Source organism: Trichococcus sp. K1Tr, assembly GCF_028309625.1.
Lineage (GTDB): Bacteria > Bacillota > Bacilli > Lactobacillales > Aerococcaceae > Trichococcus.
The window spans coordinates 93,593-105,927 of the sequence record NZ_JAQMHR010000006.1; the positions used below are offsets into that span (position 1 = coordinate 93,593).

Below are 12,335 nucleotides of genomic sequence, written 5' to 3' on the forward strand. Positions count from 1 at the left end.
TTTGATTTTTCGTACACATCCCAATCTGGATCGGCAACGCATTTTTGGATACAAAAACACCGCAGAGACCCTAATAGTCTTTGCGGTGTTGGTTTCCTGAATAAGTAAAAGTAGGAAAAATCCGCATAGACGCTAATCCAGACTGAATCTGAGGTTGCATCTATGGACAGTCCTGTCACACGATCAACCTACACTATGCGGATTTGCCAGCTTTTTCCGTTCATTGCTGTAACACGCGTGATCGTTTGCATTCGACTGCCTCCTTTTCCCTTGGGTATGCATTCATCATAATCAACAAACAAAAGCATGTCAACAGAATAATGATAAAAAGATGGCTAAATAATTAGAAAACAACAAGAAAACTTAAAGTGCCCACACCATCAGGCTGATGCCTACGATGCCGACGATGACGGAAAGGATCATATTTTTTGAATAATAGGCTACCGCAGCTGTCACGAGCGAAGGCAGCAATTTGGCGTTTTCCAATGCGTTCAAGGAAACATTTCCCTCCCAGAAAAAGATATCCGAGGCGATCAATGCTGAAAAGATGGAAACCGGCAGGAAGCTCATCCATTTCTGGAACCAGATCGGAATCCGCGCATTCCTCAGGGCGACAATCGGGAGCCATCTGGGCAAAAAAGTCACCAATCCGCCACCCAAAATGAGCCACAATGCTTTGTCATCCACGCAAAATCCCCTCCTTTTCGTCTTTCTTGTTCTGCAGATAGAGCCCGAACCCGGAAGCCAAGATCGACGTCAGAACGATGGCGATGTTATGGTGCAGCAAGTTCATTAATAGGACCGCTGTGATGCCGGAAAATACCGCCGTCCAGAACACGATGCGGTTCTCGATTTGGGAAACGAGCAGGAAGATGAACATCGCAATCAGGATGTAGTTCATCACAACCGGCGACAAAGCGATGCTCTTACCGGCCATCGCTCCGATCCCGGTGCTCAAAATCCAAGTTGAATAGGCCGTCACATTCGCAGCCATCGCTTTCGTCGGATTCCACATGCCTTCGGTTTTGAAATACAGCGTGTTGACGGCGAACGATTCATCGGTGATCGTCTGCGCAAAGAACATGCTGAAAGCCGTGTTCTTCTCGCGGATTCTGTGGGCCAAGCTGGAACTCATCAACAGGTGCCTAAGATTGATGAAAAAAATCATGATGACCATTTCCAGCAGCCCTGCCCCGGCCACCGTCATCGATGCGATCATGAACTGGGAAGCGCCCCCATAGATGAGCAGGCTCATCAGCATGACAGCCAGCCAATGATAGCCGGCTTGCTGCAGCAGAACCCCGCAGGCTAACCCCATCGGAATGTAGCCGAAACAAACCGGATAGATGGCTTTCATCCCCTCCAGCCATTCTTTTTTCGACATATTGTCCCTCCTCTAATCAAAAAATCATAATATCTTCCATTTTATCACATGCTGACGGAAGAATCGGGAGGATTCTGCATATTTTCAGAAAATCGTCATTTCCTTTTACATAAAACGGTCCGTGCATTAGAATAGAAGAAATGCTCTATTTTGAAAGGGGGGACTGCTGTGTATGCCATCAGCACATTGGAAATAACGATGCGCTTGCTTGCGGCGGTATTTGTCGGTGGCATCATCGGCTATGAACGCGAAGAGAACCGCCAAGCGGCAGGTCTGCGGACGAACATCATCGTTTCCGTTTCAGCTTGCCTTATCACCTTGATTCAGCTAGAAATCGCTTTTTACAGTCTGAACTTGGCGATCGCCAATCCGGATATCGCATCCAGCATCACGGTCGACTTTACCCGCATCATCGCCCAGATCGTCAGCGGCATCGGTTTCCTCGGCGCCGGCACAATCCTCATCACCAAACGGGATACGGTCACCGGCCTGACATCGGCAGCAACGATTTGGACGGTCGCCGGTCTCGGTATTGCCGTCGGGATGGGCTATTATTTCCTATCTTTCATCGGCTGCCTGATTCTTTATGTCGTTCTGCATATCATCAAAAAACTCAGGACTTCCATAGGCGGGCTGCATGTGGAGATCCATTACCGGCACCAGGATCTGAAAAAGGCGATCGAACTGTTCCTTTCCGAAAACAACATCGAGACTTCGGACATGAAGTTTCTGATCGAGAATCCGGAGAGCGAGCACCCGAGATACATCGTCATCTACGGGATCGGATTGCCGCATTACTACAAGAAAAAGGATCTGGTGAACGATCTGATGAACATGAGCAAGGACATCACGAACGTAAGCTTCGACCAATAGGAAAAGCATGGGGCTGTCTCTTAAATTGAGGCAGCCCTTTTGCGAGTGGCCGGCATGGGTGATTGGTCGATATCCATCTTTTTCGTCCCACGACGGCTCAGGAAGATGAATAAATTATCCTTATTCATCTTTTTCGTCCGCCAGATACTCAAAAAGATGAATACTTTTCCGATATTCATCTTTTTTCGCACCCCAGCATCCGAAAACATGAATACTTGGCCTTTATTCATGTTCCATCCATCATATAGATATATTCGATCCAATCCAGTGCGCTTCCGTACAGCTTATGCCGCAGAATGCGAACGCATATAAATAGATAAAGCCGCCTCATATTATATGAGACGGCTCGGATGCTTTTGTTTTCAGTCTGTGATGACGCCGTGGATCAAGGTGATTTCTTTTCTCTCTTCGCCGATGGAATAGGCTTCCTGGATGAGCTTTTCGGCCTGGGCGAAATCTGCTTTGTTGGCGAACATCCTGACGATTGCTTCGCCCTTTTGGACCGGGTCGCCGACTTTCTTCAGGATCTTCAGTCCGGCCGCCAGATCGATCGTGCTTTCTTTCGTGGCGCGCCCAGCACCAAGCAACATCGCAGCTACGCCGATGTCATCCGCAACGATTTCCGTCACATACCCGGATGCTTCCGCCAAAACATCCTGTTGGCGCGAGGCTTGCGGCATCAATGAATAATCATCAACGACTTCCGGGTTCCCGCCTTGGGAAGCAATGAAAACTTTGAATTTCTCCAACGCTTTGCCGTTGCGGAGGTTCTCGGTTACCAATTCGCGGGCTTCAGCCAAATCAGCCGCTTTTCCGCCCAGATAGACCATCTGGCTTCCCAATTCGATGCAGAGCGCCTCCAGGTCTTTCGGCCCGTTGCCCTTCAACGTTTCGATTGCAACTTCAACTTCCAGAGCATTGCCGACCGCCACGCCCAAAGGTTGGCTCATGTCGGAAATGATCGCCATCGTTTTGCGGCCGGCCAGATTGCCGATTTTGACCATGGCATGGGCGAGTGCCCGCGCATCCTCTTCCGTCTTCATGAACGCGCCGGCTCCGGTTTTCACGTCGAGCACGATCGCATCCGCACCGGCTGCGATTTTTTTGCACATGATCGAACTTGCGATCAGCGGCAATGAGTTCACGGTTCCGGTCACATCCCGCAATGCATACAATTTTTTGTCCGCCGGGCAGAGATTGCCGGATTGTCCGATGACGGCGACTTTATTTTCATTCACAATGGACGCGAATGTCGCTTCATCGATCTCGACGTGGAAGCCGGGAATCGATTCCAGTTTATCCAGCGTGCCGCCTGTATGCCCCAAGCCGCGTCCGCTCATTTTCGCTACCGGCACGCCGCAGCTGGCGACCAATGGCGCGAGCACAAGCGTAGTCGTGTCGCCGACGCCGCCGGTTGAATGTTTGTCGACCTTGATGCCCGCGATGGCGGAAAGATCGATCTGATCGCCGGATTCAGCCATGGCCATCGTCAATTCCATCCGTTCCTCATCGGTCATGTCCTGAAAAAAGACGGCCATCGCCCATGCGCTCATCTGATAATCGGGAATTGATCCATCCGTGTAGCCATCGATGATGAAACGGATCTCTTCTTTCGTCAATGCTTTGCCTTCTTGTTTCTTGATAATTAAATCTACCATTCTCATAGGCTTTTCCTCCATCTGAATCTGACTTTTCGAATATCAAGCACAGCGCAAAACGTTTTTGTGCATCTTAGTTGAAGCTTATCTTTTCGCTTCAATCACTTTCACACCGTCTTTTGTACCGACCAAAACGGTATCCACACAGTCAAGGAACAAACCATGTTCCACGACACCGGTCAGATGGATCAGGTCCTCGGCAAGTGCCTTCGGATCCAAAATTTCACCCAGATGCAGATCGATGATGTTGTTCTTCTCATCAGTCAAATAATAGTCTCCGCTTGCCGTCTTGCGGAATTCCGGATTGTAGCCTTTTTCATTGAATTTATTGAACAGTTGGATCGATCCGTAGCAGACGACCTCCACTGGTAGCGGGAAGGCGCCCAGATGTTTCACCATTTTGCTTTCATCGACGATCCAGATGACTTTCTTGGAATTGTCGGCAACGATTTTTTCGAACAAAAGCGCCCCACCGCCGCCTTTGATCCCTTGGAAATCTTCGCTGATTTCATCGGCTCCGTCCACAGTGATATCGATGCAAGTCACTTCATCCACACTCTTCAACGGAATCCCTAACGACTCAGCCAATTCCTTCGTTTGGATCGAAGTCGTCACCCCAGTGATCTTCAATCCTTCCTCGTTCACGCGTCTACCGATTTCCTTCACAAAATAATAGGCAGTTGAGCCTGTCCCCAGACCTACTGTCATACCGTCTTTGATGTATTCTGCAGCTTTTAATCCAACCAGTTCTTTTAGTTCCATATTCTCACGCGTTCCTTTCAGGATGATGAAGTCATTATATCATATGAAAAGGAAGCGTTACTATGCCGGAATGCCGATAATGAGAGAGCTTTTGCAATCCCACATGAAAATTTCATTTTATGGATGAATCAGAAAGTCGCGCACAGATTGTCCACGTAATTTGCTTTCACGATAATCGTGCCCGTGCCATTAGAATCTCCTAAAAAGCGCGTCGGCCTTCTGTCATTCCGACAGCCTTTTCGCTATAATGAGAGGCAAGCTTTTATCAACCAATAAGGAAAGGGGATCGGCATGAGCCATACATTCAGAAGCATTTTCGATATCATCGGTCCGGTGATGGTCGGCCCCTCCAGCTCGCATACTGCAGGTGCTCTGGCGTTGGGAAAGGCGGCAGCACAACTTTTTCAGGTGAAACCGAAAAAGGTCACAATCCATTACTACGAATCGTTCGCAGATACCCATCTCGGGCACGGCACCGATTTTGCGATCCTTGGCGGAATACTCGGTTTTGCGGCGGACGATCCGATGATTCCGCAATCCCTCAAAATGGCCGAATCCCAAAAGATAGCCGTGACCTTCATCGAAGAAATCGGCGACTCTCCCGTCGGCCACCCTAACACAGCCACGATGGTGTTGGAACGGGACAAGAAAAAAATATCCGTCACGGGCAGTTCCATCGGGGGCGGTTCGATTGTTCTGAACCAGGTCGACATCGACAACTTTTCGATGCGTTTGGACGCGCATCTGCCTATCTATTTCATCCACCAGAATACGCTCCAATACCACCTGTTCAGCGAAGCGGAATGGCAGAATTATTTCGCATTCAAAGGCTATCCCCTGAACGATATCCGCATTTTCAGGGAGAGCGATACCGAATGGGTCGTCCTCTATCTGGATACGGTCCCCACTAAAGAAATGATCTACGAAATCAACGAACTGCCTTTCATCGAAAAGGCGATACTGATCAGTTAGGAAAGAAGGAATACCGCTTTGTACAATAAGATTGCAGAACTGGTTACGGCCGCGGAGGAAAGCGGCAAACCGATTTCCGAATTGATGCTGCTGCAGGAAATGGCCAAGAGCCACAGGACGCGCACGGAAATTTGGGAACAGATGCGCAACAATTACCACGTCATGAAAGCCGCAGTCGAAAAAGGCTTGGCTGGCGACGGCGTGTTTTCCCCCACTGGTTTGACAGGCGGCGAAGCCGTGAAACTGCGGAACTACCGCCAACGCGGCAATACACTTTCCGGCGACGACCTGCTGATTGCGGTGGAGAGCGCCATCGCCACGAACGAAGTCAATGCTTCGTTGGGGATCATCTGCGCCACACCGACTGCAGGCTCATCGGGGACTTTGCCCGGCGTGATGTTCGCCATTAAGGACAAATTGGCTCTCACGGAGGAACAGATGGTCCAGATGCTTTTCTGCGCCAGCGGCTTCGGCATGGTGATCGCCAACAATGCCATGATCGCCGGTGCTGCCGGAGGGTGCCAGGCCGAAGTCGGGAGCGCATCCGGGATGGCAGCCGCTGCGGCCGTCGAAATCGCGGGCGGCACGCCGGAGCAGTCATCGGAAGCGATGGCGATGGCCATCAGCAATCTGCTCGGCCTCGTCTGCGACCCGGTTGCCGGACTGGTCGAGATTCCCTGCGTCAAGCGCAATGCGATTGGTGCGGTCAATGCCCTGATCAGCGCCGATATGGCCTTGGCCGGGCTGACGAACAAAATACCCGCCGACGATGTGATCGAAGCGATGCGAAAAGTCGGAAAAAACCTTCCCGCTTCCCTGCGCGAAACCGGCTTGGGAGGCCTCGCAGCCACCCGGGAAGGGGTTCGGCTGAAAATGATGATCTTCGGGCAGCAGCTGGAAATCAAGCCGGAATGGGTGGATGACCAGCCACCGGTCAAAGCGAATCCGTTCGAATAGCGGACGTCTCTCTCCTAATTGATTGATCTGAGATTCATTGTGCTGCATCCACATCAATGCTAGGAATGTCTAATAACGCGGAAGAATCAGACATACAGAACACATTCAGATAGAAACTTGTCCGATAACCCGGAAGAATCGGACATCCCGAACACATTCCTATCAAATAAAAGAAGAACGGCTTTCAAAAAGTGAGATTAGCCGTTCTTCTTTATTATTATTAGTCTTTTGCTGCGATAGCTTCGATTTCGATGACGGCATCTTTCGGTAAAGCGGCAACCTGCACCAAGGAACGGGCTGGTTTATGTTCGCCGAAGAATGCAGTGTACGCGCCGTTGATGGCGTCGAAATCATTGATGTCCTTCACGAACACGTTGACTTTCACGATTGATTCCAACGAGCCGCCGCCCGCTTTGACGATCGTCAACACATTGTTTAAGCTGGCAGTTGTCGCTGCAGCAGGGTCAGAAACAAGTTCCTTCGTTTCCATATCGATCGGTAATTGTCCGGATGAAAAGATGAAACCGTTCTTTCTTGTTCCTTGCGAATAAGGACCGATCGCTGCGGGTGCTTTGTCTGAGCTGATGAATTTAGTCAAGAGATTCCCTTCTTTCTTTTTAATCTTATTTTAATGATAGCACAACCTTGCGCAGATTGTGAAGCGGAAATTCACCGACGGGATGTCGACAGTAAACAAAAAAGCCAAGAACAGTTCACTCTGAACAGCTACTAAACATTTATTATTTTTCAATACCTATTTATCTAAACCTACCATTTTACGTTGTTTCAGATTCGCTTGATCTGCAATATATTTCATCACAGTTTTGAACTCCTTTGCTGAAGCGTTATCTGACAAATCAGCGATACTTTTGTTGTATTTATTAACGATTTTTTTAACTTGTTCCTTCTCAGTCATGTAACTCATCCTCCAATTCTTTTGAAGTATATCGTAACGGCAATATCAACCCAACATTATCTGTATCAAAATGAATTTCAGAGATATTATTTTGATAATCCTTAATAATAATGTGAAGTGTAACTTCAGGATATCTCCCTTTAACCTTCTCAATATTTTCTCTTGATTTGATAAACGCATTGATAAAAGTTTGTTTAGGAACATGGCGGCCTTCAGCAATTTCACGTTCTCGAGTAAATTGCCAAGCAATTTTGGGATCTTGATAAACATAGAAAATGGTTACTCGGAAATCATTTTTCAATGCCCGTGTAATATTCTTTTCTGCACTAAGAATCGCAAAAGTTGCATCCAATATGAAAGAATAGCCATTTTCTAGCACATACTTCAAAGATTGTTCAACTAACCAGGAAGAAGCTTTCTGAAAAAGACTAGAATTTTTCCCATTATAGTCTGGAAACTGAGTTCTATAATAATCAGCATCAATAACAACGTGATTATCATAATTTTCAGCTAAACCTGATGAAACTTCTGTTTTTCCAGCTCCTGGACTTCCGGCCATAAACACAGCATCTTTTTCACCACTTGGATTTTTGCCTTCGATAATACGTTCAATGAACTGATCTTTGTTTACCTTGGCGAAATCTAAATATTGATCATTGATGCCCAAATTTACACCTTCTTACTTTCCTTATTTTATAATCATTATACGACATTTATGAAAAAAAGACAGCAGCTTGAAGATGGTTACACTAAAGAACTATTTTCCAAATAAATTTAAACAAAAAAAAAGACGCCCAATTCACTTGAACGTCTTAAATCATTTTTGTTATGATTTCCATTTTAATTAAAGGTGCTGTAAACCTTTCCTAACATGGTTTTTAGTGCATATTCTTTGGCAGAAAACTCTAGAAAAGATATCATAACAATGTTTATACTTAAGTTTTCCATCATTTCCGATACATTTTGATTTCCAGGAACAGGTCATTGTACGTTCCCAGGGTTTTGGCTCCCAGGTTTTCGTAGACTTCGAGTTTGTCCACGATTTCATCCGAGGGGTAGAATTGTTCGTCGCTGGTGATTTCGGGATCCATCAGCTCGATGGCGTTTTGGTTTGGCGTGGCGTAGCCGACGTATTCCGCATTGATGGCCGCATTCTCAGGTTCCAGCATGAAATTGATGAAGGCGTAGGCACCATCGATGTTCTTGGCGGTCTTCGGTATGACGATGTTGTCGAACCACAGATTAGATCCCTCCTCAGGGATCACATAATGGAGATTTTCGTTTTCCCAAAGCATCTCGCTGGCCTCACCGGAGAAAGTCACGGCGATGGCCGCTTCTTCCTGGATCATGTACATCTTGATTTCGTCGGCAACGATGGCTTTGATGTTCGGCGTGATGTCCTTCAGTTTCTCCGCAATCTCATTCAAGATCATCGGGTCCGTTTCGTTCAGCGAGTAGCCTTCACTTTGGAGTCCCAATCCAATCACTTCGCGCGCCCCGTCGATCAAAAGCAGACTGTTCGCATAGCTCGGATCCCAGAGATCGGACCAGGAGGTGATCTCTTCCGTCACCATTTTGTCGTTGTAGATGATGCCCAAGGTTCCCCAGAAATAAGGGATGGAATATTTGTTGCCTTCGTCGAACGGCAAATCCAGGAAGCGCGGATCGATGTTCTCCAGGCCTTCGATTTTCGAATGGTCCAATTCGATCAGCAGGCCTTCTTCAGCCATTTTATTGATCATGTACTCCGAAGGGATGCTCAGATCGTAAGCCGTCCCGCCCTGTTTGACTTTGGTGTACATCGCCTCGTTCGAATCGAACGTCTCGTATGAGACTTTATACCCGGACTGCTCTTCGAATTTCGTGATCAGCTCCGGTTCGATATCGTCGCCCCAGTTGTAGATGGTCAGCGTATTCCCTTCCGAAAAACCTTGCGCTCTGTTCAAAGCGTTTATACCGAAAGCGATCGCTGCACAAGCAAGCAGGACAACGGCCGCCATTCCCATTAATTTTTTCATCCTTTTTTCACCGTCCGTCCCGAGCCGGCGCGCTTCCCGATTGCCTTCAATTGCTGCGCATGTTTATTGTGCCCGTACTGTTGAATGAAATAGTAGCCCAAGACCAACAGCAGCGTGAACAGGAACATCAGCGCACTGAGCGCATTGATTTCCAGGCTGACACCACGGCGGGCCCGCGAATAAATTTCCACCGCCAATGTAGTGAAGCCGTTCCCGGTCACGAAAAATGTCACCGCAAAATCATCCAAGGAATAGGTGAAGGCCATGAAAAAGCCGCTCAGTATCCCTGGAGTGATGCTCGGGATCAGGATTCTGCTGAACACTTGGCCGGAGCTGGCGCCCAGATCCTGGGCCGCACTGATCATCGAATCGTTCATCTCATAAAGCTTCGGCAGCACCATCAGCACGACGATCGGAATCGAAAAAGCGATGTGCGACAACAGCACGGAGGAGAAGCCCAGCGAGAAGCCCAGCATCGTGAACAGAATCAACAGGCTCGCCCCGATGATGACGTCCGGAGAAACCATCAGCACGTTGTTCAGGCTCAAAAGCGTATTCTTGATGCTGCGTTTTTTCGTGTAATAAATGAAAATCGCGCCCATCGTGCCGATTGCAGTTGCGATGAGGGCCGACAGCAAAGCCACCAAAAATGTGTTCAAAACGATTCCGATCAAGCGCGTATCCTCAAACACGGCCTGGTAATGCTCCCAAGTGAAGCCGGTGAAGGCGTTCATGGTCCCGCCGGCATTGAACGAATAAAAAATCAGATAAAAGATCGGCAGATACAGGATGGCGAAAACGAGCACAAGGAACGCATTGTTCCACTTCGTGTTGGTTGTTTCCTTCATTTGACTCCCCTGCCTTTCCTCTTTTTGTCACGCGTCAGGGACATGATGGCGATCATGCTGATGATCAGAATGACGCCGATCGTGGAACCCATCCCCCAGTTCTGGGTGACGAGAAAATGCTGCTCCACAGCAGTTCCCAAAGTGATGACCCGGTTTCCGCCGATCAGTCGCGTCAGCATAAAGAGCGATAGTGATGGAATGAAGACGGCCTGGAAACCGCTGCGAACGCCGCTCAGCGTCAAAGGAAAGATGACCCGCGTCAAAGTCTGCATCCTTGTGGCGCCAAGGTCCTCGCTGGCCACGATCAGGGACGGGTTCAGCTCTTCGATCGAATTGAAGATCGGCAGGATCATGAACGGCAGCTCGATGTAGGCCGCCACGAAAATGAAACTGAAGTCCGTGAAGAGGATCTGTTGGGGACCGATGCCCATGAAGCTCAGGAATTGGTTGACCGTACCGCTCTGACTGAACAAACCGATGAAGGCATAGGCCTTCAGCAAGAGATTGATCCAGGTCGGCAGAATGATCAAGGATAGCCAGAGCTGCTTATGCTTCGTCCGGCTCAGGAAAAGGGCCGTCGGGTAACTGATCAGGAACGTCGCGAGGGTGATGGTGAACGCATACAGGAACGAATTCAACGTCATCCGCAGATAATTTCCCGAACTGAAATAGGTCGCGTAGTTGGCAAACGTGAATGCTCCGGTGATGTCGAAAAACGACTGGTACAGGATCAGCAGCATCGGAGAGAGGACAAACAACCCCAGCCAAAGCACGTAAGGAACAGAATAGAACGCTCTAGAATTTTTCGTCATGTCTCTTCCCCCTATTCTTCATAGCTTTCCAGACGGGCATCGAACTCTTCTTCGGATTCGCCCAGGCGCATGACATGGATATCCTGCGGACCGAAACGGAGGCCGACATCCTTGCCGATTTCCGCGCGCTTGGTGGAATGGATCATCCACTCGTTTCCGTCCTTGTCGTAGCCGATGATTTCATAGTGGACACCGCGGAACAGCTGCGTATCGATATTCACGACCAGTTTGCCGTTTTCGACAGTCGTCAGCTCCAGATCTTCCGGACGGATGACGATTTCGATTTTTTCACCCGGAGTGATGCCCGCATCGGAACATTCGAACTCCTTGCCGACGAAGCTGATTTTGTAGTCCTCCACCATTGTTCCGGAAACGATATTGCTTTCGCCGATGAAATCCGCAACGAATCGGTTGATCGGCTCATCGTAAATATCCACAGGTGTGCCGCTCTGGACAATCGCGCCTTTGTTCATGACGAAGATCCAATCGCTCATCGCCAATGCCTCTTCCTGATCGTGCGTGACAAAAATGAAGGTGATGCCTAGACGCTCCTGCAGTTCCCGCAGTTCGTACTGCATATCCGTGCGCAGTTTCAAATCCAAAGCCGACAACGGTTCATCCAAAAGCAGCACATCCGGTTCGTTGACGATTGCCCTGGCGATTGCGACCCGTTGTTGCTGGCCGCCCGACATTTCGCTGATTTCACGGTTTTCATAGCCCTCAAGTTGAACCATTTTCAGTGCTTCTTCCACTTTCAGCTTTACCTGGTCCTTGGGCAATTTTTTGATCGTCAGACCGAATGCGATATTATCGAAAACATTCATGTGGGGGAACAAAGCGTAGTCCTGGAAAACCGTATTGACTTTGCGTCGGTTCGCCGGTATGTCATTCACTACTTCTTCATTGATTTTGATGATGCCTTCCGTTGCGTCCGCGAATCACGCGATCAAACGCAGAATCGTCGTCTTCCCGCAGCCGGATGGTCCCAAGAGGGTATAGAATTTGCCTCTTTCAAGCTCAAAGATAATATCATGCAGCACAGTTTCATCATCGTATACTTTTTTTACATTCTCTAAAGTAATGATTGGTTTATCAGTCATTTTCTCCCGCCTTTATCGTTTATGTATGGGCGTTG

14 protein-coding genes and 1 pseudogene are annotated in these 12,335 nt (G+C 48.5%); 3 read left to right on the forward strand and 12 right to left on the reverse strand.

The window, feature by feature from the left end:
* Positions 1–363 precede the first annotated feature (363 nt).
* Complete coding sequence (locus tag PH235_RS10625; RefSeq protein WP_272162315.1) at positions 364–687, reverse strand: AzlD domain-containing protein; 324 nt, start codon at positions 685–687, stop codon at positions 364–366.
* On the reverse strand, positions 680–1,384 hold the full coding sequence (locus PH235_RS10630) for an AzlC family ABC transporter permease (protein ID WP_272162316.1): 705 nt from the start codon (positions 1,382–1,384) through the stop codon (positions 680–682). Before PH235_RS10630 ends, PH235_RS10625 begins: the two co-directional genes overlap by 8 nt.
* A 168-nt stretch (positions 1,385–1,552) precedes the next feature.
* Here PH235_RS10630 and PH235_RS10635 point away from each other — a divergent pair, with 168 nt between their 5' ends.
* Complete coding sequence (locus PH235_RS10635; RefSeq protein WP_272162317.1) at positions 1,553–2,257, forward strand: MgtC/SapB family protein; 705 nt, start codon at positions 1,553–1,555, stop codon at positions 2,255–2,257.
* A gap of 20 nt (positions 2,258–2,277) precedes the next feature.
* Here the strand turns inward: PH235_RS10635 and PH235_RS10640 are convergent, their stop codons facing one another.
* The 3 genes from PH235_RS10640 to rpiA all read right to left on the reverse strand — a co-directional run bounded on the left by PH235_RS10640 (position 2,278) and on the right by rpiA (position 4,677).
* Positions 2,278–2,487 (reverse strand): hypothetical protein, encoded by a 210-nt coding sequence (locus tag PH235_RS10640; protein ID WP_272162318.1) that lies wholly within the window; start codon positions 2,485–2,487, stop codon positions 2,278–2,280.
* 132 nt (positions 2,488–2,619) lie between these two features.
* Positions 2,620–3,921: a pyrimidine-nucleoside phosphorylase gene (locus tag PH235_RS10645; RefSeq protein ID WP_272162319.1), complete on the reverse strand. Its 1,302-nt coding sequence runs from the start codon at positions 3,919–3,921 to the stop codon at positions 2,620–2,622.
* A 78-nt stretch (positions 3,922–3,999) separates the two neighbouring features.
* Positions 4,000–4,677: a ribose-5-phosphate isomerase RpiA gene (rpiA, locus tag PH235_RS10650; RefSeq protein ID WP_272162320.1), complete on the reverse strand. Its 678-nt coding sequence runs from the start codon at positions 4,675–4,677 to the stop codon at positions 4,000–4,002.
* Between the two features lie 291 nt (positions 4,678–4,968).
* On the opposite strand from rpiA, the gene PH235_RS10655 reads away from it, so the two are divergent.
* Both PH235_RS10655 and sdaAA read left to right on the forward strand, forming a co-directional pair.
* Positions 4,969–5,649 carry a serine dehydratase beta chain gene (locus tag PH235_RS10655; RefSeq protein WP_272162321.1) on the forward strand — a complete coding sequence of 227 codons (681 nt, stop codon included), beginning with the start codon at positions 4,969–4,971 and terminating at the stop codon, positions 5,647–5,649.
* Positions 5,650–5,667: 18 nt separating this feature from the next.
* Entirely contained in the window at positions 5,668–6,606 is a 939-nt protein-coding gene (sdaAA, locus tag PH235_RS10660) for an L-serine ammonia-lyase, iron-sulfur-dependent, subunit alpha (protein ID WP_272162322.1), read from the forward strand.
* A gap of 220 nt (positions 6,607–6,826) precedes the next feature.
* On the opposite strand, the gene PH235_RS10665 is transcribed toward sdaAA, so the two are convergent.
* The 7 genes and pseudogenes from PH235_RS10665 to PH235_RS10695 all read right to left on the reverse strand — a co-directional run bounded on the left by PH235_RS10665 (position 6,827) and on the right by PH235_RS10695 (position 12,300).
* Entirely contained in the window at positions 6,827–7,204 is a 378-nt protein-coding gene (locus PH235_RS10665) for a RidA family protein (protein ID WP_272162323.1), read from the reverse strand.
* A 156-nt stretch (positions 7,205–7,360) separates the two neighbouring features.
* Entirely contained in the window at positions 7,361–7,522 is a 162-nt protein-coding gene (locus PH235_RS10670; protein ID WP_272162324.1) for a hypothetical protein, read from the reverse strand.
* Positions 7,515–8,189, reverse strand: a complete 675-nt coding sequence (locus tag PH235_RS10675; protein WP_272162325.1) for a zeta toxin family protein — start codon at positions 8,187–8,189, stop codon at positions 7,515–7,517. Before PH235_RS10675 ends, PH235_RS10670 begins: the two co-directional genes overlap by 8 nt.
* A 280-nt stretch (positions 8,190–8,469) precedes the next feature.
* Complete coding sequence (locus PH235_RS10680; protein ID WP_272162326.1) at positions 8,470–9,540, reverse strand: ABC transporter substrate-binding protein; 1,071 nt, start codon at positions 9,538–9,540, stop codon at positions 8,470–8,472.
* On the reverse strand, positions 9,537–10,388 hold the full coding sequence (locus PH235_RS10685) for an ABC transporter permease (protein WP_272162327.1): 852 nt from the start codon (positions 10,386–10,388) through the stop codon (positions 9,537–9,539). Before PH235_RS10685 ends, PH235_RS10680 begins: the two co-directional genes overlap by 4 nt.
* Positions 10,385–11,200 (reverse strand): ABC transporter permease, encoded by an 816-nt coding sequence (locus tag PH235_RS10690; RefSeq protein ID WP_272162328.1) that lies wholly within the window; start codon positions 11,198–11,200, stop codon positions 10,385–10,387. Before PH235_RS10690 ends, PH235_RS10685 begins: the two co-directional genes overlap by 4 nt.
* Before the next feature lie 11 nt (positions 11,201–11,211).
* A pseudogene (locus tag PH235_RS10695) lies at positions 11,212–12,300 on the reverse strand (ABC transporter ATP-binding protein).
* Positions 12,301–12,335: the final 35 nt, after the last annotated feature.